The sequence below is a fragment of the Tardiphaga sp. 862_B3_N4_1 genome (assembly GCF_051811085.1).
In the GTDB taxonomy this organism is placed as follows: Bacteria; Pseudomonadota; Alphaproteobacteria; order Rhizobiales; family Xanthobacteraceae; genus Tardiphaga; species Tardiphaga robiniae.
The window spans coordinates 1,731,130-1,750,224 of the sequence record NZ_JBPWQB010000002.1; the positions used below are offsets into that span (position 1 = coordinate 1,731,130).

Here is a 19,095-nt window from a genome sequence, read left to right on the forward strand (position 1 = left end):
CTCGCTCTCCTCTGTAACAGGGTGACGCCTCGGGACGTCGCGAACTGTTCTGCTTGCGATAAACCAAGCAACAACCGTGCCGATGCGTGCGCATCGCGCCGATCCCACCGTGAAGGCAACGTGGTTGCGCGCCCGGCATTTCCGGCCATGATCTGCTGCCAACACCGTATTGAGGACTCCCCATGACCGACGCATCGTCTCCCTCCATCCGCTTCAATGACGGCGCGTCCTATGAGCGGATGATGGGCGTCTGGAGCCGCAGCGCCGGCGAGGTCTTTCTGGATTGGGTGGCGCCAAAGCCGGGTCTTGCCTGGGTCGATGTCGGCTGCGGCAACGGCGCCTTTACGCAGCTGATCGCCGAGCGCCATGCGCCGTCGGTGATCGACGGCATCGATCCCTCGGAGCCGCAGCTTGCTTATGCGCGGACGCGGCCGGGTGCTGCGATGGCGGCGTTTCATCTGGGCGACGCAATGGCACTGCCGTTCTCCGACAAGTCCTTCGATGTCGCCGTGATGGCGCTGGTGATCTTCTTCGTGCCGGAGCCGTCGAAGGGCGTTGCGGAGATGGTGCGTGTCGTGTCACCCGGCGGCATGGTGGCCGCCTATGCCTGGGATATGGATGGCGGCGGCTTTCCGCTGCAGCCGATCCTGGGTGAATTGCTGAAGATGGGCCAGATGCCGTCGCTTCCGCCGAGCGTGGACGCATCGCGCCTCGACGTGATGCAGTCGCTGTGGACCTCCGCCGGCCTGGTGGACGTCGAAACCCGCGTGATCGATGTCACCCGTGCCTTCACCGATTTCGACGACTTCTGGTCGGCCTCGTCTGCAGGGCCATCGGTGAAGGCAGCTCTGACGGCGATGACGCCGGAGGAGATTGTGCAGCTCAAATCGCGCGTCCGGACGGGACTTTCGGAGGATGCAACCGGTCGTATCACCTGCAGTGCCCGCGCCAATGCCATCAAGGGGCGGGTGCCCGGCTGAGGCAGAGCATCCTCCGGCCTCCCTGGCCTCAATCGCCGGGATTTTGCCGGTAATATTTCCTCAACTTGAAAGGGTATATAAGTAACGCAATAACCAAGGCGGGCGCAAATGCTGGCGTGGTTGGGTTTTCTATGGTGGTGGAAATGTACCGTAGAGGATGAACCTGTGTCCGTCGAAAAATTCCTCAAGCAGCGCGCCGTCAACGTCGTTGTCAGCGGGCAATATACGCTGTCGAACTGGCTGGATTCCGCAGGCAATCCGCGCAGCTTTGCCTGCCGGACCAGCCGCGTCTCGCCGTTCCGGATGATTGTCGATGTGCCGGTGGTCGGTCGGATCGGCGATCGCATCACGCCCTATTTCGGCGACTTCGGTCAGCTCGAAGGCCGCATCAGCGACACCATCTCCGGCAGCTTCCTGCTCGAACTCAACATGACGCCGCCGATGCGTCAGAAGCTCTCCGACAAGCTGACCTGGCTGGAGAAATTCCAGAAAGACCCCACGGTGCGGGAAGAGCGCAAGCAGGCGCGCCTCATTCCCGCGAGCCCGCATTCCATGCTCACCTTCGCTGACGGCAGCATGAAAAGCTGCTTTGTGATCGACATGTCGGTGTCCGGCGCTGCAGTCTCTGCCGATGTGCAGCCGGAGGTCGGCACGCCGCTCGCCGTCGGCGCCTGCGTCGGCCGCGTGGTGCGCCATCTCCAGGGCGGTTTCGCAGTGAAATTCGTCGAGCAGCAGAACCGCGAACAGCTCGAACGCCGGATCATCCGCGCCCCTGCCGCGCCGCCGCCGCGCGCAACGCCGTTCGCGGCGCAGATGGATGCGATGTACGAGGAAGTGGATTAGAGCATCGGACAGGCGGTTGCCTATGACAGCCAGTTCTCGACTTTCAGACCGCTCACCCGTTTGAATTCTTTCGCATTCGCAGTCACCAGCGTGGCATCGACGGCGCAAGCGTGAGCCGCGATCAGCAGGTCATTCGGGCCGATGGGGACGCCCTTCTTTTCAAGGTCGTGGCGAATGCGGGCGTATTCGGTGTCGGCCGGACTTTCCAGTGGCAGGATATCGAGCTCATTCAGCACCTGCTCTACGAGTTGCGTGAGCCGCGGTGAATTACGTTTGGCGCATCCGAACCGCAATTCGGCGGACGTAATGATGCTGACGCAAAGTCCCTCGGCGCCGAGTTTACGAATTCTCTTGGCTACACGACCCGCTGGATTTCGGATCAGATCCGAGACGACGTTTGTATCAAGCATGTAGCGTGGTGTGCTCACAGCTTGATGTCCCGTAGCGGGCGCAAGCCTGCATCGACGTCCGGAAATTCTTCCGTGAAGGGCTCCATCGTATCAAGCAATGCCAGCAGGCCGCGCTTGCGTACGGGCTCGATTACGAGCCTGTCGCCGTCGCGGTGCATGACGGCTTCGTTGCCCGGTAACTCGAATTCAACGGGAATGCGGACCGCCTGATTGCGACCGTTACGAAACAGCCTGACGTGACGGGAGTCGGTCATCGGCACCTCCGTGGCATATGCTTGAGCATAGGCCAAAAGAGAGCTAATTTCCAGCGAAAACTACTTCCGCACGCAGATCACACGCACCATCGCAGCCTTCGCATCGGCCGAGCTGCCGTTCGCGTTCACGCCATTCGCTTTCACGAAATTCAGCACGAGTTCCGCGGGCACCAGCGCCGCCAGCGGTGCCGCATTCGGCGGGCCGGCAACGAGCAGTGGCTTCAACTGCGCGAGGCCCGCAAATTTGCCGTCGCTGTCGATGGCGGCTGCGCCGGAAAAACCGAACCCCGGTGCGGGTGAGAGGGCCAGTTCGCTGCCGGTGCCGACCGGCGTGGTGGACGCCTTCACGCTGGTGACGGCTGCGCCGCCGCCCTGGTTTTGCGGATCGGCGATCCCTACGAGATCGAGATTGGGCTTCGCTGCGCCAGCGCCAAGCGACAGCGGCTTCAGCTCGCGCGCGCCATAGATGCGCAGCAATGCGAGATCGCGCACTTTATCTTCGGCGACTTTGTCGGCATTGCCGTAACCAGCGACGACAATGGACATGCAGCCATCGACGGCCTGGCGATCAGTGACGATGGCGCCGTCATCGCTCACCACGATGCCGCTGGCATATTCGACCTTCTTGCGGGGCGGCGGGCCCATGGCCTGCGAACCCGCGGGGAATGCGTTGAAGGCCGACGACATCGCGATCACCACTGGCTCCATCGTGCCTTCGGTAGCCTGATCATAGAAGATCGAGAGGATGCGGACTTCCGAGTCCTTGAACTGGCCGCGGATGTAGAACTTCTTCTGGTTCTGCAGGCCGGACAGCACGAAGAAATCCGGCTTGACGACCTGATAGTCGATCTTGCGGCCGGGCTCCTTGCGCTCGGCCTCGGCGAGTTTCGCGGTGGAGGGCGTGTCCTCCTTGCGGCGCGCCAGCGTGATCTGGACCGTGCCGGTGGGGGACGACCATTTGCTGCCGTTCGCGTCGGAGGCCTGCTGCGGCACCAGCTTGCCGGGAATGCCAAGCCGTGCGCCGGTCACCATGTCGGTGACCATTTTCCAGCCGACATTGTCCTGAAGTTTCCTCGCGGCCGCGCGCAGCAGATCGCGCTCCTGCGGGTTCAGAACGCCTGTCTGCTTGGCGCCGTTGTCCTTCTGGAACGTCTTGATCGCATTGACCATGCGATCCGAGACCTCGCCGGTAATGGCGCCGTTATACTGTCCGGTCCACGCCAGATCCGATTGAATGCCGAGCCGCTCGGCCTGCGCCATGGCATTGGCGGTGTCGGCAGGGGTCTGCAGCGCCGGGCGGATCGGTGTGGTGGTGACCGGCTTCGGCTTGATGCCTTGCACCGCGGGAGGCGTCGCCTGCACCTGTGCGTGAGCCGCAGAGGCTGCCACGATCATCAATGTTGCTGAAAGCATCGATCTCATGACATGTCCGGTCTTGAAGCTGGTGATTGATTTCGGTGGAATTAAGCACATCTCGTGGGTCGGTGACAGCGCGGGAAGGGTTCACGACAATGCGGGACCTGATCTGTGGCCTCATCCTGAGGAGGCGCTTCTTCAGCGCCGTCTCGAAGGATGAGCTGTTCATCTCATGGTTCGAGACGCGCGCAAGAAGCGCGCTCCTCACCATGAAGGTCGGAGTTTGGAGCGACTATTGCGATGCTGAATGCCGATGAACTCGAGCGCTATGCGCGCCATATCGTGTTGCGCGAGGTCGGCGGTCCCGGCCAGACCGCGCTGCAGGGCGCGAAAGTGCTTGTGATCGGCGCCGGCGGGCTCGGCGCACCGGCACTGATGTATCTCGCGGCCGCGGGCATCGGCACGCTCGGTGTGGTCGATGACGACACGGTGTCGCTGTCGAACCTGCAGCGGCAGGTCATTCACGCAACGCCGGATATCGGCGCATTGAAGACCGACAGCGCCGCAGCAAAAATCCATGCGCTCAATCCGCATGTCAGATTTATCGGCCATGCCGTCAGGCTCAATGCAGCTAATGCGATGACGCTGTTGTCGGGCTACGACATCGTGCTCGATGGTTCCGACAATTTCACCACGCGCTATCTGCTGTCGGATGCTTGCTATCTTGCAAAGAAGCCGTTGATCTCCGCGGCTCTCGGCACTTTCGATGCCTCGCTGACCACGATCCGTGCCCATGAGGCCAATGCATCGGGCGCATTGAACCCGACCTATCGCTGTCTGTTTTCCGAAGCGCCGCCGCCGGGCACTGTGCCGAGCTGCCAGGAAGCCGGCGTCATGGGTGCGCTGGCCGGTATGGTTGGCTCGATGATGGCGCTGGAAGCGATCCGCGAGATCGTGGGCTTTGGTGAAGGGCTGGTCGGGCGTCTGCTGATGATCGACGCCCGCAACATGCGCTTCGAGACGCTGCGTTACGGGCGCGATCCGGCGAATCCGCTGAACGGGGATGCACCGAGCATCAGGGATTTGAGCGCGTATTTGTGAGGCGCTTCTTGTCCCTCCCCACTGCGCTGCGCTTGGGGGAGGGAGGCCACTAGCGTCTTCGCGTCTCACGCCCGCTTCTTTTCACTGTCCATATGCGCGAGATGCTCGTCCGGATAACGGCCGCCGGCTGCCGCATCGGCCGGGATCGCCTCCGCCAGCGCCCTGAGATGCGCGGGCGTGAGTTTCACCTCCAGCGATCCCAGCGCTTCAGTGAGCCGATCCCGTCGCCGGGCGCCGACCACGGGCAGGATGTCGTGGCCCTGTGCGGCCACCCAGGCGATCGCGACCTGTGCGACCGAGGCGCCGATCTCGTTGGCGATGGCGCGGATTTTTTCAACCAGAGCCAGATTCTGATCGATATTCGCAGCGCTGAAGCGCGGGCTGTGGCTGCGATAGTCCTTTGCGTTCATCCCGCTCTTGGTGAAGTGGCCACCGATCAGGCCGCGCGAGAGCACACCGTAAGCCGTGATGCCGATGCCAAGTTCGCGGCAGGTCGGCAGGATGTCATCCTCGATACCGCGCGAGATCAGCGAATATTCGATCTGCAGGTCGGTGATGGGATGCACCTTGTGGGCACGGCGGATGGTCTCGGAGCCGACTTCGGAGAGGCCGATATGTTTGACGTAGCCGGCCTTGATCAGGTCGGCGATGGCGCCGACGGTGTCCTCGATGGGCACATTGGGGTCGAGCCGCGCGGGGCGGTAGATGTCGATGACCTCGACGCCGAGCCGCACCAGCGAATAGGCCACGAAATTCTTGATCGCTATCGGGCGGTTGTCGAAGCCCATGAAGGCACCGGCGGGATCGCGCATACCGCCGAATTTGACCGAAAGCTGCAGGCTGTCGCGGCTGCGGCCGCGCAGGGCTTCGGCGATCAGGAGTTCGTTGTGGCCCATGGCGTAGAAGTCACCGGTGTCGATCAGGGTGACGCCGGCCTCCAGCGCGGCGTGGATGGTGGCGATGCTTTCGCCTCGGTCGGCCGGGCCGTAGACATCCGACATGCCCATGCAGCCGAGGCCGAGCGCGGCCACTGTGGGGCCAGTCTTTCCGAGTTGAAGGTGGTTCATGGTGGTTCTCCCAGAAGGCGGCCGGACCGATCCTCCGCCGCTGCCGCCCCGATATGAGCCCGCTCCATTGATCCGATAAGCTGGACAATCCCGAAAGGCTTGTTCACTCTGTCGAACAATGAGCGATCTCGATCTGCGCGATCTGGCGGCCTTTCTGGCAGTGGCACGGACCCGGAATTTCCGGCGGGCGGCGGTGGAGACCCATGTGTCGGTGTCCAGCCTGAGTCAGCGGTTGCGCGACATGGAAGAGCGGCTTGGCGTTCGTTTGCTGCATCGCACAACGCGTAGTGTTGCGCTTACCGAGGCAGGAGAATTGCTGCAGCGCAAAATCGCTCCGGCCATGGGTGATGTCCATGCTGCGCTGCAGCAAGTTCGCGATTTCGGTGATGTGCCGTCTGGCCGACTGAGGATCAACGGTCCAGCACCAGCCATCGATATCGTGGTGGCGCCGATGGTTACGCCATTTTTGCAGCAATATCCGCAGGTTGAGCTTGAGATCGTTGCCGAGACGTCATTGATCGACATCGTCGCCAAGGGTTTCGACGCCGGCATTCGCTATGGCGAGGATCTGGCGCAGGACATGATCGCGGTCTCGCTGGGGCCGCCGCAACGCTTCGTGATGGTGGCTTCTTCGCAATATATTGCGCAGCATGGACGACCTATTGCACCGCAGCAATTGCTGCAGCATTGCTGCATCAGAACGCGTTTCGACAACGGTTCTATCCCGGAATGGGAGTTCGAAAAGGACGGCCAGGTGGTCCGGATACCGCCCCGGGGGCCTCTGCTGGCGAGCTATTCCCGGCTCGGGCTGGAAGCGGCACGGGATGGGCTCGGCTTTTACGCGGTGTTTGAGGGCTATGTGCGGGACGACCTCGCGACCGGGAGGTTGGTCAGCGTTCTGGAGGACTGGTTGCCGCCATTCCCGGGCCCGTTCCTGTATTATCCAAGCCGTCGGCAGCCACCGCCGGCTTTGGCGGCGTTCGTGAGTTTTGTGGCGGAGTGGCGCAAACGGGAGCGACGGGCAGCCGCCCCGGGGAACCCCAGCGGATCAGAGCGGCAGGGGGATCGCTGAGGCGGTCTCGCGGGTCTGCCAGAAGGTCAGCACGCGCTGTGCCGTGGCAGGCACCAGGCGCTCGAAATTCTGTCGGGCTTCCTCGACATCGGCGGCGGCAGGCGAACGGCCGGGGCCGAGACGCAGCGTCATCAGGGCGCGGACGGTGGCCCAGGAAATCCCGATCGATTTGCCGAGTATCAGCATCGGATCGTCGCGGTCGCCTTTGAGGAGCTGGTCGATGGTCCCGATCCGCACGCCCGACAGAGCGGCGAGGGCGGCGGCGGTTTCCTCATATTGATGGGCGCGGGCAAAGCGCAACAAAGCGCCTTCGTCCAGCTCGTCGGCCTGGTGGAGCTTGCGAATGGCACGCTGCGCGGTGGCGAAGTCGCGGGTGACGGCCAGATGCGTCGGCGTACCGGTGATGTCTTGCATCGCGCGGTTGATCGCGTTGCGCAGTTGGGGGGCGGCGGCGTCGAACAGCCGACGGCGAACCACCTCGACCGACTGTGCCAACAGGTGTTTGAGTTGTTCCGGCGCGAGATCGTCGCGCTGCCCGACCGTGACGGCGAGGGCGCCATCGTCGCTGGCGCGGCGAATGAGGCCGGTATAGCCAAGTTGCGAGAAAGCGGCACCGGCATTGCCGGCGACCCGGCGGATCACGTCGCGGTCGCCGCGGCGGACGATCACGTCGGTAATGCGCGGGGTCAGCGTCGAGCGATCGGAGATCGCCAGCAGATGCGACTGGCCCTGGGCCTTGGCGATGTCGACCAGTGTCGGTTCGTCGATCAAAGGTGAGCGGCGCAACAGCGGCCCGGCGATCAGGATTTCGTCATCGCGGACGAGCAAGGCCACCAGTTGCGGCGGTGCGTTGACGAGATCGGACAGCCGTTCGGCCAGCTCGGTGCGTGCTTCGACCTCGGTTTGTGGAACCAGACTCGTCAGAACGCCGTCGAACAGATCGACATGGGCCGGCTGAAAACGGGACGCGCCCCGCAGGAAAAGCTCGGAAATCTTACGGACCGCCTCGCCGCGGCGCTTGGGATCGCCATCTCTGACGATGTTCTCCAGCCCGGGAATGAGCGATTTCGCCTCAGCCATCAAAAAATACTCAACACCACCATACGGAAAGGCTGGGGCACCCTAGATGGGGTTGATGAAGGAACGGTTAGTCCGCAGGATTGGGCTACCGCGGGTTGCAGAAATATTGCGGGGCAGCCACTGCGGCCTTGCCGGGGCGCCGGAAAAGGGCTATATCGCCCACAACTTATTAGGTTCTCATACGATCGCGTTTGAGAGTGGGCCCCTCGGGACCCGCTCTTTTTTATTACCTGAACGGACCTTGGCCATAATCCGGCGGGGCTCGCAGGGTCCAAAAGGGCCGAAAGCCCGACGCGATACACTTCTGCAGGCTGCACGCGCATTCAGACATCCTCCAACCGGAATACTTCGATCCTGGACATGACCGACCAAAACCCAGAAACCGTTGATACCGAGCTGCTTTCCGAGCCGCGCCTGGTGATCGAGCCGGGTGCTGCGGCGCGGGTATCGGCAGTCGCCACGCCCGTGCTCGAAAACCTCGGTTACCGGCTGGTGCGGATCAAAATTTCCGGCGAGCTCGGCTGCACCGTGCAGATCATGGCGGAGCGGCCGGATGGCACCATGCTGGTCGAGGACTGCGAGGCGATCTCACACGCGCTGTCGCCGGTGATGGACGTCGCCGATCCGATCCAGCGCGCCTATCGCCTCGAAATTTCCTCGCCCGGCATCGATCGCCCGCTGGTCCGACGCTCCGATTTCGAGCGCTATCATGGCTATCTGGTTAAGATCGAGATGGCTGTCGCCGTCGGCGGCCGCAAACGCTTCCGTGGCCTGCTCGGCGCTATCGAAGGCGACGTCGTCCTGATCGATCGGGAAGGCGCCCGCGACGGCGAGGACTCCATCACGCGGTTGCCGCTGGAAGACATCTCCAATGCCAGCCTGGTGCTGACCGACGAGCTGATCGCCGAGTCGATGCGCCGCGGCAAGCACGCCGAGCTTGATCTCAAACGGGAGCTCGGTCTCGCGCCGCCGCCGGCACCGCATGCCAAGCGCAGCGATCCGAAAAAGAGCTTTGCGCCGAAGCCGAAACTCAAGGTCGCGAAAGCTACCAAGAAGCCTTTGCCGAAGAATACCAAAGAACATCGTCTGGCCGCCGACCGTGCGCGCCGAGGCGAAATCGATCCCATCGAAGGAGAATGAGCTATGGCCGCTGTCAGCGCCAATAAACTCGAACTGCTGCAGATCGCCGACGCCGTCGCGCGCGAAAAATCGATCGACCGCAACATCGTCATCCAGGCGATGGAAGAGGCGATCGCGAAAGCGGCCCGCGCGCGCTACGGTTCCGAGACCGATGTGCATGCCGAGATTCATCCCAAGACCGGCCAGCTCTCTCTGACCCGCCACATGCTGGTGGTAGAGGACGTCGAGAATTCGTCTTTCCAGACCTCGCTGTTTGACGCGCAGCGCGCCAATCCGGGTGCGCAGATCGGCGACACCATCGCCGACACGCTGCCGCCGCTGGAATACGGCCGTATCGCCGCGCAGTCCGCCAAGCAGGTCATCGTGCAGAAGGTGCGCGAAGCCGAGCGTGACCGGCAGTATCAGGAATTCAAGGATCGCATCGGCGAGATCGTCAACGGCATCGTCAAGCGCGTCGAATACGGTTCGGTGATCGTCGACCTCGGCCGCAGCGAAGCCATCGTGCGTCGCGACGAGATGCTGCCGCGCGAAGTGTTCCGCAACGGTGACCGCGTTCGCGCCTATGTGTTCGACGTGCGCCGCGAGACCCGCGGTCCGCAGATCTTCTTGTCGCGCACCCATCCGCAGTTCATGGCCAAGTTGTTTGCGCAGGAAGTGCCTGAAATCTATGACGGTATCGTCGAGATCAAGGCCGTGGCCCGCGATCCCGGTTCGCGTGCCAAGATCGGCGTGATCTCGCGCGACTCGTCGGTGGATCCGGTCGGCGCCTGCGTCGGTATGCGTGGTTCCCGCGTGCAGGCCGTGGTCAACGAGCTGCAGGGCGAGAAGATCGACATCATTCCATGGTCGCCGGATATCGCCACTTTCGTGGTGAACGCGCTGGCGCCGGCAGAAGTCTCGAAAGTCGTGATCGATGAAGATCGTGAGCGCATCGAGGTTGTCGTTCCCGACACGAATAACCAGCTATCCCTTGCGATCGGTCGTCGCGGCCAGAATGTGCGCCTGGCTTCGCAGCTGACCGGCTGGGATATCGACATCCTGACCGAACAGGAAGAATCCGAACGTCGCCAGGCCGATTTCGAAAATTCCACGCGCGTCTTCATGGAAGCGCTGAACGTCGACGAAGTCGTCGGTCAGCTGCTCGCGTCGGAAGGTTTCACTTCGGTGGAAGAACTTTCGATGGTCGATGCCAAGGAACTGTCGGGCATCGAGGGCTTCGACGACGAAACAGCGGCCGAATTGCAGAGCCGTGCACGTGAATACCTCGAGCAGCTCGAAGCTGAACTCGAAGGCAAACGTAAGGAACTGGGTGTGGAAGACGCTTTGAAGGACGTTCCGGGCGTGACCCTCAAGATGATGGTCAAGTTCGGCGAAAACGACATCAAGACCGTCGAGGATCTTGCCGGCTGCGCCACTGACGATCTGGTGGGCTGGACCGAACGCAAGGAAGGCTCCGAGCCGACCAAGCACCCGGGCATTCTCGATGCCAGCGAAATTTCGCGTGAAGACGCCGAGCATCTGATTATGCAGGCCCGCGTCGTGGCCGGCTGGATCACCCAGGCCGATCTCGACAAGGGTGCGCCGCTCGACGCCACCGAAGAAGCGTAAGGACAATGCCACGCGCATGCTCGCCATTGCTGACCAAGCAGATCTGGACAACGGCCCCCGGAGCACCAAGCCCGGGACGATGCGGATGTGCGTGGTTACGCGGAGCGTGCGCCCGATCGATGATCTGATCCGGTTCGTCGTCGCGCCCACGGGCGAGGCGATCCCGGATCTGAAGCGCAAGCTTCCCGGCCGCGGCCTCTGGGTCACGGCCTCCCGCAAGGCGGTGACCGAGGCGGCCAAGCGCAATCTTTTTGCCAAGGGCTTCAAGAAAGCGGTCAAGGCGTCGCCGACCCTGGCCGACGACACCGACAAGCTCATGGTGCGCGGCGTCATCGAGGCGCTGGCCATAACTGCCAAGGCCGGTCAGGTGGTTTCCGGCTTCACCAAGGTCGAAGACGCCCTGCGCCGCGGAACGGTCGGTGTTCTTCTCCACGCCTCCAACGGCGCCCCCGACGGAATCCGTAAACTGGACAGCGTTGCCCGGCAACGCGTGGAATTTGACGCGGAATCCGGCGACGACGCGCCGAAACTGCCGATCATTACGGTTTTAAGCTCCGATGAATTGGATTTGGCATTGGGGCGGTCAAATGTGATACATGCTGCCGTGCTTACGGGCCCGGCGGGCAAAACGTTCCTGTCGCGCAGCCAGACTCTGGTCCAATACCGGCTGGCTGACGACGACATCAACGCAAGCGCCAAAGCTTCGCTGACAACTGCTGCGCCGGAGACGGAGCCGCTGACGCCAACGATCTCGCTGATCGAAACTTCGACGACTGTGCGACCGCGCACAACGCAACAAGATTAGGACTGCTGAATGGTTGATACGAAAACGCCTGGTGACAAGACTCTGAGCGTTCCCAGCAAGACCTTGACGCTCAAGCCGCGCGTCGAGCAGGGCACTGTGCGCCAGAGCTTCAGCCATGGCCGCACCAAGCAGGTGGTGGTCGAGAAGCGCGGCAAGCGCCGTATGCCCGGCGATGCGCCCGCGGCTGCGCCTGTCGCCGCACCAGCAACTGCTGCTCCCGCACCTGTCGAGACTGCTGCACCAGCTCCCGTTGCTGCTGCGCCGGCTGCTCCCGCTGCAACTGCTGCGCCCGCGGCGCCGGTTGCGCGCGCTGCTGCGCCTGCACCGGCCGCACCGGCTTCCCGCACCGCTGCCCCTTCTCCCGCAGGACGCAGCTCCGCTCCGCCTCCCGCAGCGCCGCCGTCGCGCGCGCCGCAGCGCCCGCAGCCTCCGGCCCGTTCAGGTTCGGGCGTCGTGCTCCGTACCCTGACCGAAGAAGAGCGCAATGCCCGCGCCAGCGCGCTGGCCGATGCCCGCGTGCGCGAGCAGGAAGAGCGTCGCCTCGCCGAGATCGAGGCTGCCCGCCGCAACACCAAGGAATTCAAGGAACAGGAAGAGCGTGAAGCTGCCGAAGCCCGTCGCAAGGCCGAGGAAGAGCGTCACCGCCAGGAAGAAGAAACCAAGCGCCGCGCCGAAGTCGAGGCCAAGCGCCGTCAGGCTGAAGCCGATGCGAAGGCCGCCAAGCCGGCCACGACGACGGCCCGTCCCGGCGCCACCTCAACTACGCCTGCCCGTGCGCCCGGCGTCGCTGCCGACGGCACCGACGAGGATGAAGGTCCGCGCGTCATTCGCCGTGGTCCCGGCGGCGCCGCGCGCCCCGTGATCGCGCCGAAGCCCACTGCCAAGCCCGGTCCGCAGAAGGAGCGCGGCCGTCTCACCGTGGTCACCGCGCTGTCGGCCGGCGACGTCCGCGAGCGTTCGATCGCCTCGTTCCGTCGCCGCACCCAGCGTCTGAAGGGTCATCAGTCGAACGAGCCGAAGGAAAAGCTGGTTCGTGAAGTCACGATCCCGGAAGCGATCACGATTCAGGAACTCGCCAACCGTATGGCCGAGCGTGCCGTGGACGTGATCCGCCTGCTGATGAAGCAGGGCGCGATCCACAAGATCAACGACGTCATCGACGCCGACACCGCGCAGCTGGTGGCCGAGGAAATGGGCCACACCGTCAAGCGCGTTGCCGAATCGGACGTTGAAGAAGGTCTGTTCGACAAGGTTGACGATTCCACCGATACCGAGCCGCGTTCGCCGGTCGTGACCGTCATGGGCCACGTCGACCACGGCAAGACCTCGCTGCTCGATGCGTTGCGTCATGCCAATGTGGTGTCCGGCGAAGCCGGCGGCATCACGCAGCATATCGGCGCTTATCAGGTCACGTCGCCCGAGAGCGGCAAGAAGATCACCTTCATCGATACGCCAGGCCACGCTGCGTTCACCGCGATGCGTGCCCGCGGCGCCAAGGTCACGGATATCGTCATCCTTGTGGTGGCGGCCGATGACGGCGTCATGCCGCAGACCATCGAAGCCATCAACCACGCCAAGGCAGCCGGCGTGCCGATGATCGTGGCGATCAACAAGATCGACAAGCCTGATGCCAAGGCGGAGCGCGTGCGCACCGAACTGCTGCAGCATGACGTGCAGGTCGAATCCTTCGGCGGCGACGTGGTCGACGTCGAAGTGTCGGCGAAGAACAAGACCAACCTCGACAAGCTCCTGGAAATGATCGCGCTGCAGGCCGATATTCTCGACCTGAAGACCAATTCGGAACGTCCGGCGGAAGGTACCGTGATCGAAGCCAAGCTCGATCGTGGTCGTGGTCCGGTGGCGACCGTGCTGGTTCAGCGCGGCACCCTGAAGGTCGGCGACATCATCGTGGCCGGTGCCGAAATGGGCCGTGTCCGCGCGCTGATCTCCGATCAGGGTGAGACGTTGACCGCGGCAGGTCCGTCGGTGCCGGTCGAAGTGCTCGGTTTCAACGGTCCGCCGGAAGCTGGCGATCGTATGGCCGTGGTCGAGAACGAAGCCCGCGCCCGCGAAATCACCGGCTACCGCGCACATCAGAAGCGCGAGAAGTCCGCAGCCTCCACCAACGGCATGCGCGGCTCGCTCGAGCAGATGATGAGCCAGCTGAAGACCTCGGGTCGCAAGGACTTCCCGCTGATCATCAAGGCCGACGTGCAGGGTTCGCTCGAAGCCATTCTCGGCTCGCTCGAGAAGCTCGGCACCGACGAAGTCGCCGCGCGCATCCTGCATGCGGGCGTCGGCGGCATTTCGGAATCGGACGTCACGCTGGCGGAAGGCTTCAACGCCGCCATCATCGGCTTCTCGGTTCGTGCCAACAAGGAAGCCGCTGCTGCTGCCAAGCGCAACGGCATCGAAATCCGCTACTACAACATCATCTACGATCTCGTGGATGACGTGAAGAAAGCCATGTCCGGTCTGCTCGCGCCCACACTGCGCGAAACCATGCTGGGCAATGCGCAGATCCTCGAAGTGTTCAACATCTCGAAGGTCGGCAAGGTTGCGGGTTGCCGCGTCACCGACGGAACCGTGGAACGCGGCGCGAATGTGCGCCTGATCCGCGACAACGTCGTGGTGCACGAAGGCAAGCTGTCGACACTGAAGCGCTTCAAGGACGAAGTGAAGGAAGTGGCGTCAGGCCAGGAATGCGGCATGGCGTTCGAGAACTACGGCGACATGCGCGCCGGCGACGTGATCGAGTGTTACCGCGTAGAGACCATCCAGCGCTCCCTGTAAGTCCAAATCTTACAGAGAGACCGGATTTAAACGAGACGTCATGCCCGGCCTGCGCGAAGCTAGCTTCGCTAGATGGCCGGGCATCCACGTCTTTGAATTTCAAAAGAGCAGTCGTGGATGGTCGGGACAAACCCGGCCATGACGAATTTTGTTTTCGTAGGGAAACCGATGCCCAAGCATCACCAAAAATCTGCCGCGCCGGGCGGCTCGCAGCGTCAATTGCGCGTTGGCGAGCTGATGCGCCACGCGATTGCCGATATCCTGTCGCAGGGTGGGGTCCACGATCCCGTTCTGCAGACCACCATCATCACCGTGCCCGAGGTGAAGATGTCGCCCGATCTCAAGCTCGCCACCGTCTATGTGATGCCGCTCGGCGGCCAGAACACCGAACCGGTGCTGAAGGCGCTCGCGGCGAACAAGAGCTTCCTGCGAACCGAGGTCGCGTATCGCGTGAACCTGAAATACGCCCCCGATCTTCGCTTCCGCATCGATGAGCGCTTCGACGAAGCCGAGCGCATCGACAAACTTCTGCGCACGCCTGCCGTTGCGCGCGACCTCAAACCAGACTCGGACGAAAACGAATGACTGTGACGACTCCAGCCGCCGCCCTCGATTCACGCCTCGATGAAGCGGGCAATGGCGAGCCCACCCTCTCTCCGGCCGTGCAGCACGGCGACCACGGTCAGCAAGGTGACCGCGGCGGCAATGACCAGCGTCAGCATCAGGGCCATCGCGGCAATAACGATCCCCGCCATCAGGGCGGCAAGCAGCGTCAGCAGGGCCAGGTCCGGCGCGACAAGCGCGACGTTCATGGCTGGGTGATCCTCGACAAGCCGATCGGCATGACCTCGACCCAGGCCGTCGCGATCGCCAAGCGCCTGTTCCAGGCCAAGCGCGCCGGCCATGCCGGTACCCTCGATCCGTTGGCGTCCGGCGGTCTGCCGATCGCGCTCGGCGAAGCCACCAAGACGGTTCCGTTCGTGATGGACGGCCGCAAGCGCTATCGCTTCACGGTCGCCTGGGGCGAGGAACGCGATACCGACGACACTGAGGGCCGTGCGACCTTCACCAGCCCGAATAGGCCAACGGCCGACCAGATCAGGGCGCTGCTGCCGCAATTTACCGGCAATATCGAACAGACCCCGCCGCAATACTCGGCGATCAAGATCCAGGGCGAGCGCGCCTATGATCTCGCCCGCGACGGCGAGGTGGTGCCGCTGGTTCCCCGACCGGTTGTAATTCACGAATTAGTCCTGACAGAACAGCCAGATAGCGACCATGCCGTGTTCGAGGCCGAGTGCGGCAAGGGCACTTACGTGCGTGCGCTGGCCCGCGATATCGGCCGTTTACTCGGCTGCTACGGCCATATCAGTGCGCTCCGGCGTACCCTGGTCGGACCTTTCGCCGAAGCCGACATGATTCCGCTGGAACAGTTGGAGGCTTTGTGCGATAGAGCCGCGTCTGGCGAGGGTAGCCTCGCCGACGCGCTACTGCCCGTTGAGACCGCGCTGGACGACATCCCGGCACTGGCCGTCACACGGGCGGATGCGGCAAGGCTCCATCGGGGCCAAGCCGTTTTGTTGCGCGGACGGGATGCGCCCGATTGTAGCGGCACAGTTTATGTCACGGTGGCAGGGCGATTATTGGCCCTCGCTGAAGTTGGCAACGGCGAACTCATCCCCAAGCGCGTGTTTAACCTGACCGGACTGACCGCCAGTTCGGCCCGCAAAGAAAGTAACTGACGATGTCGATTACCGCAGAACGCAAAGCGGAAGTCATCAAGACCAATGCCAACAAGACCGGCGACACTGGTTCGCCGGAAGTCCAGGTTGCGATCCTCTCCGAGCGCATTGCCAACCTGACCGGACACTTCAAGACCCACACCAAGGACAACCATTCCCGCCGTGGTCTTTTGAAGCTCGTCTCCACGCGTCGTTCGCTGCTTGACTACATCAAGCGCAAGGACGAGGCGCGCTACAAGGCGCTGCTCGAGAAGCACAACATTCGCCGCTAAGCGAAATCACGCGCGCAAAAACCCTTTGCGCGCGTTTTTTGTAGCGGAAGCCATGTGTGGCTTTCGCGATAACGTTCAGAAGCAATCCGGCAACTGGACGATGACGGGCAAGGTGCCCGTCGCGCGGCGCGATCCTCCAAAGATCCCCGCGACCATCGGAAGGATGGACGCCATTCAGAATACCAGAGCCATGGCAGGATCGCCGGACGCTGATTTCGCGACATCGCGAACAGCTTCTTGCCGTCTTGCGCATGGCTTTTGTGTTTTGGACTTCAGTGTTTTTGGCCGTCACGTCCTCCGTGAACCCATGAAAGAAACCTAAGATGTTTAATGTTCACTCCGTCGAGATCGATTGGGGCGGTCGTCCGCTCAAGCTGGAAACCGGCAAGGTTGCCCGTCAGGCTGACGGCGCCGTCATCGCCACCTATGGCGAGACCGTCGTTATCGCCACCGTCGTCGCCGCGAAGACTGCCAAGGATGGCATCGACTTCCTGCCGCTGACCGTCGATTACATCGAGAAGACCTACGCAGCCGGCCGCATTCCCGGCGGCTACTTCAAGCGCGAAGGTCGTCCGACCGAGAAGGAGACGCTGGTCTCCCGCCTGATCGATCGTCCGATCCGCCCGCTGTTCGTCGATGGCTGGCGCAATGAAACCCAGATCGTCGTTACCGTGCTGTCGCACGACATGGAGAACGATCCGGACATTCTCGCGCTGGTAGCCACCTCGGCTGCCCTGACGATTTCCGGCGCCCCGTTCCAGGGCCCGATCGGTGCAGCCCGCGTCGGCTTCATCAATGATGAATACGTGCTCAACCCGACCCTCGACGAAATGGCCGACACCAATCTCGACCTCGTCGTCGCTGGCACCGGCGATGCCGTGCTGATGGTGGAATCGGAAGCCAAGGAGCTCAACGAAGACGTGATGCTCGGCGCCGTGATGTTCGGTCACCGCCACTTCCAGCCGGTCATCAAGGCGATCATCGAGCTCGCCGAGAAGGCCGCGAAGGAGCCGCGCGAGGTCAAGACCATCGACGACAGCGAAATCGAGAAGGAAATGCTCGGTCTCGTCGAAACCGAGCTGCGCGCTGCCTATGCGATCCCTGTGAAGCAGGATCGCTACGCTGCCGTCGGCGCCGTCAAGGCGAAGGCGATGGCGCACTACTTCCCGGAAGGTCAGGAGCCGAAATACGACAAGCTCCGCATCGCCGGCGTGTTCAAGGAACTGGAATCGAAGATCGTTCGCTGGAACATCCTCGACACCAAGAAGCGTATCGATGGCCGCGACCTGACCACGGTTCGTCCGATCGTCGCCGAAGTCGGCGTGCTGCCGCGCGCCCACGGTTCGGCGCTGTTCACCCGCGGTGAAACCCAGGCGCTGGTCGTGACCACGCTCGGCACCGGTGAAGACGAGCAGTACATCGACTCGCTGTCGGGAACCTACAAAGAGACGTTCCTGCTGCACTACAACTTCCCTCCCTACTCGGTCGGCGAGACCGGTCGTATGGGCGGTACCAAGCGTCGCGAAATCGGCCACGGCAAGCTCGCCTGGCGCGCGATCCATCCGGTTCTGCCGGGTCACCACGAATTCCCGTACACCGTACGTGTGGTGTCGGAGATCACCGAGTCCAACGGTTCGTCGTCGATGGCATCGGTCTGCGGTGCTTCGCTGGCGCTGATGGATGCGGGCGTTCCGATGAAGCGTCCGACGGCGGGTATCGCCATGGGCCTGATCCTCGAAGGCGCACGCTACGCAGTTCTGTCGGACATCCTGGGTGATGAAGATCACCTCGGCGACATGGACTTCAAGGTGGCTGGTACCGATACCGGCATTACCTCGCTGCAGATGGACATCAAGATCGCCGGTATCACCGAAGAGATCATGAAGGTCGCTCTGGGTCAGGCCAAGGAAGGTCGCATTCACATTCTCGGTGAGATGTCGAAGGCGCTCAACAACGCCCGTGCCGAGCTCGGCGAATACGCGCCGCGCATCGAGACCTTCAAGATCGCCACCGACAAGATCCGTGAAGTGATCGGCACCGGCGGCAAGGTGATCCGCGAGATCGTCGAAAAGACCGGCGCCAAGGTCAACATCGAAGACGACGGCACCGTGAAGGTGGCCTCATCCGATGGTGAGTCGATCAAGGCTGCGATCAAGTGGATCAAGTCGATCGCTTCGGATCCGGAGCTCAACGCGATCTATGAAGGCACCGTGGTCAAGGTCATGGAGTTCGGTGCATTCGTGAACTTCTTCGGCGCCAAGGACGGTCTGGTTCACATCAGCCAGCTCGCCGGCGGCCGCGTGCAGAAGACCTCCGACGTCGTCAAGGAAGGCGACAAGGTCAAGGTCAAGCTGCTCGGCTTCGACGATCGCGGCAAGACGCGTTTGTCGATGAAGGCTGTCGATCAGGAGACCGGTGAAGATCTCGAAGCCAAGCAGAAGGCTGCCGAAGGCGCGACTGCAGCGGAGTAATTTTCGCGACATTGCGAAGTACGAAAGGGCGGCCGAAAGGCCGCCCTTTTTGTTTAGCGGCAAGACACCTGCCCCCATCACTGCGAGGTTTGAAACGACAC

The 19,095-nt window shown here is 62.7% G+C and carries 17 protein-coding genes; 12 read left to right on the plus strand and 5 right to left on the minus strand.

Going from position 1 to position 19,095, the window contains the following annotated elements; translation table 11 throughout:
- Positions 1-182: 182 nt before the first annotated feature.
- Together AB8B02_RS25485 and AB8B02_RS25490 are read left to right on the plus strand one after the other, a co-directional pair.
- Positions 183-980 (plus strand): class I SAM-dependent methyltransferase, encoded by a 798-nt coding sequence (locus AB8B02_RS25485; protein ID WP_439065485.1) that lies wholly within the window; start codon positions 183-185, stop codon positions 978-980.
- Between the two features lie 165 nt (positions 981-1,145).
- The gene (locus AB8B02_RS25490) at positions 1,146-1,823 is read left to right on the plus strand and encodes a PilZ domain-containing protein (RefSeq protein ID WP_093757894.1); all 678 of its coding nucleotides are present in this window, start codon (positions 1,146-1,148) and stop codon (positions 1,821-1,823) included.
- Between the two features lie 20 nt (positions 1,824-1,843).
- Here AB8B02_RS25490 and AB8B02_RS25495 read toward each other — a convergent pair whose 3' ends face one another.
- Genes AB8B02_RS25495 through AB8B02_RS25505 form a run of 3 tightly spaced genes read right to left on the minus strand, consistent with a single transcriptional unit; the run spans position 1,844 to position 3,909 of the window.
- Positions 1,844-2,233: a type II toxin-antitoxin system VapC family toxin gene (locus AB8B02_RS25495; protein ID WP_439065486.1), complete on the minus strand. Its 390-nt coding sequence runs from the start codon at positions 2,231-2,233 to the stop codon at positions 1,844-1,846.
- Positions 2,234-2,247: 14 nt separating this feature from the next.
- On the minus strand, positions 2,248-2,487 hold the full coding sequence (locus AB8B02_RS25500; protein ID WP_439065487.1) for an antitoxin: 240 nt from the start codon (positions 2,485-2,487) through the stop codon (positions 2,248-2,250).
- Between the two features lie 60 nt (positions 2,488-2,547).
- Positions 2,548-3,909, minus strand: a complete 1,362-nt coding sequence (locus tag AB8B02_RS25505) for a serine protease (RefSeq protein WP_439065488.1) — start codon at positions 3,907-3,909, stop codon at positions 2,548-2,550.
- A 234-nt stretch (positions 3,910-4,143) separates the two neighbouring features.
- On the opposite strand from AB8B02_RS25505, the gene AB8B02_RS25510 reads away from it, so the two are divergent.
- Positions 4,144-4,944 carry a HesA/MoeB/ThiF family protein gene (locus AB8B02_RS25510; RefSeq protein WP_439065489.1) on the plus strand — a complete coding sequence of 267 codons (801 nt, stop codon included), beginning with the start codon at positions 4,144-4,146 and terminating at the stop codon, positions 4,942-4,944.
- A 65-nt stretch (positions 4,945-5,009) separates the two neighbouring features.
- Here the strand turns inward: AB8B02_RS25510 and AB8B02_RS25515 are convergent, their stop codons facing one another.
- A complete protein-coding gene (locus AB8B02_RS25515) occupies positions 5,010-6,011 on the minus strand; it encodes an aldo/keto reductase (protein ID WP_439065490.1) in 1,002 nt (333 codons plus the stop codon).
- Between the two features lie 118 nt (positions 6,012-6,129).
- Between AB8B02_RS25515 and AB8B02_RS25520 the strand changes: the two genes are divergently transcribed.
- Positions 6,130-7,083, plus strand: coding sequence for a LysR family transcriptional regulator (locus tag AB8B02_RS25520; RefSeq protein WP_439060304.1), 954 nt, complete (start codon positions 6,130-6,132; stop codon positions 7,081-7,083).
- Here AB8B02_RS25520 and AB8B02_RS25525 read toward each other — a convergent pair.
- Complete coding sequence (locus AB8B02_RS25525; protein WP_089266433.1) at positions 7,060-8,163, minus strand: DUF2336 domain-containing protein; 1,104 nt, start codon at positions 8,161-8,163, stop codon at positions 7,060-7,062. The two genes, AB8B02_RS25520 and AB8B02_RS25525, sit on opposite strands and share 24 nt — an antisense overlap.
- A gap of 360 nt (positions 8,164-8,523) precedes the next feature.
- On the opposite strand from AB8B02_RS25525, the gene rimP reads away from it, so the two are divergent.
- From rimP to pnp, 8 genes are all read left to right on the plus strand, one after another.
- Positions 8,524-9,303: a ribosome maturation factor RimP gene (gene rimP / locus AB8B02_RS25530; protein ID WP_439060305.1), complete on the plus strand. Its 780-nt coding sequence runs from the start codon at positions 8,524-8,526 to the stop codon at positions 9,301-9,303.
- Between the two features lie 3 nt (positions 9,304-9,306).
- On the plus strand, positions 9,307-10,911 hold the full coding sequence (gene nusA / locus AB8B02_RS25535; protein WP_068734140.1) for a transcription termination factor NusA: 1,605 nt from the start codon (positions 9,307-9,309) through the stop codon (positions 10,909-10,911).
- A gap of 16 nt (positions 10,912-10,927) precedes the next feature.
- Entirely contained in the window at positions 10,928-11,716 is a 789-nt protein-coding gene (locus AB8B02_RS25540) for an RNA-binding protein (protein WP_175369427.1), read from the plus strand.
- A 9-nt stretch (positions 11,717-11,725) separates the two neighbouring features.
- Positions 11,726-14,509, plus strand: a complete 2,784-nt coding sequence (gene infB / locus AB8B02_RS25545) for a translation initiation factor IF-2 (protein WP_089266436.1) — start codon at positions 11,726-11,728, stop codon at positions 14,507-14,509.
- 168 nt (positions 14,510-14,677) lie between these two features.
- Positions 14,678-15,094 (plus strand): 30S ribosome-binding factor RbfA, encoded by a 417-nt coding sequence (gene rbfA / locus AB8B02_RS25550; RefSeq protein ID WP_068734171.1) that lies wholly within the window; start codon positions 14,678-14,680, stop codon positions 15,092-15,094.
- Positions 15,091-16,251 carry a tRNA pseudouridine(55) synthase TruB gene (truB, locus tag AB8B02_RS25555; protein WP_093757901.1) on the plus strand — a complete coding sequence of 387 codons (1,161 nt, stop codon included), beginning with the start codon at positions 15,091-15,093 and terminating at the stop codon, positions 16,249-16,251. The genes rbfA and truB overlap by 4 nt, the downstream gene beginning before the upstream one ends.
- A 2-nt stretch (positions 16,252-16,253) precedes the next feature.
- A complete protein-coding gene (gene rpsO / locus AB8B02_RS25560) occupies positions 16,254-16,523 on the plus strand; it encodes a 30S ribosomal protein S15 (RefSeq protein ID WP_068734145.1) in 270 nt (89 codons plus the stop codon).
- Between the two features lie 323 nt (positions 16,524-16,846).
- Positions 16,847-18,994 (plus strand): polyribonucleotide nucleotidyltransferase, encoded by a 2,148-nt coding sequence (pnp, locus tag AB8B02_RS25565; RefSeq protein ID WP_089266441.1) that lies wholly within the window; start codon positions 16,847-16,849, stop codon positions 18,992-18,994.
- Positions 18,995-19,095 lie beyond the last annotated feature (101 nt).

Excerpts from the sequence above, each read along its gene's own strand:
- AB8B02_RS25485 (WP_439065485.1), top strand. The coding sequence starts at position 183 with ATGACCGACGCATCGTCTCCCTCCATCCGCTTCAATGACGGCGCGTCC.
- AB8B02_RS25495 (WP_439065486.1), bottom strand. The coding sequence starts at position 2,233 with ATGCTTGATACAAACGTCGTCTCGGATCTGATCCGAAATCCAGCGGGT.
- AB8B02_RS25500 (WP_439065487.1), bottom strand. The coding sequence starts at position 2,487 with ATGACCGACTCCCGTCACGTCAGGCTGTTTCGTAACGGTCGCAATCAG.
- AB8B02_RS25505 (WP_439065488.1), bottom strand. The coding sequence starts at position 3,909 with ATGAGATCGATGCTTTCAGCAACATTGATGATCGTGGCAGCCTCTGCG.
- AB8B02_RS25510 (WP_439065489.1), top strand. The coding sequence starts at position 4,144 with ATGCTGAATGCCGATGAACTCGAGCGCTATGCGCGCCATATCGTGTTG.
- AB8B02_RS25515 (WP_439065490.1), bottom strand. The coding sequence starts at position 6,011 with ATGAACCACCTTCAACTCGGAAAGACTGGCCCCACAGTGGCCGCGCTC.
- AB8B02_RS25520 (WP_439060304.1), top strand. The coding sequence starts at position 6,130 with ATGAGCGATCTCGATCTGCGCGATCTGGCGGCCTTTCTGGCAGTGGCA.
- AB8B02_RS25525 (WP_089266433.1), bottom strand. The coding sequence starts at position 8,163 with ATGGCTGAGGCGAAATCGCTCATTCCCGGGCTGGAGAACATCGTCAGA.
- rimP (WP_439060305.1), top strand. The coding sequence starts at position 8,524 with ATGACCGACCAAAACCCAGAAACCGTTGATACCGAGCTGCTTTCCGAG.
- nusA (WP_068734140.1), top strand. The coding sequence starts at position 9,307 with ATGGCCGCTGTCAGCGCCAATAAACTCGAACTGCTGCAGATCGCCGAC.
- AB8B02_RS25540 (WP_175369427.1), top strand. The coding sequence starts at position 10,928 with ATGCTCGCCATTGCTGACCAAGCAGATCTGGACAACGGCCCCCGGAGC.
- infB (WP_089266436.1), top strand. The coding sequence starts at position 11,726 with ATGGTTGATACGAAAACGCCTGGTGACAAGACTCTGAGCGTTCCCAGC.
- rbfA (WP_068734171.1), top strand. The coding sequence starts at position 14,678 with ATGCCCAAGCATCACCAAAAATCTGCCGCGCCGGGCGGCTCGCAGCGT.
- truB (WP_093757901.1), top strand. The coding sequence starts at position 15,091 with ATGACTGTGACGACTCCAGCCGCCGCCCTCGATTCACGCCTCGATGAA.
- rpsO (WP_068734145.1), top strand. The coding sequence starts at position 16,254 with ATGTCGATTACCGCAGAACGCAAAGCGGAAGTCATCAAGACCAATGCC.
- pnp (WP_089266441.1), top strand. The coding sequence starts at position 16,847 with ATGTTTAATGTTCACTCCGTCGAGATCGATTGGGGCGGTCGTCCGCTC.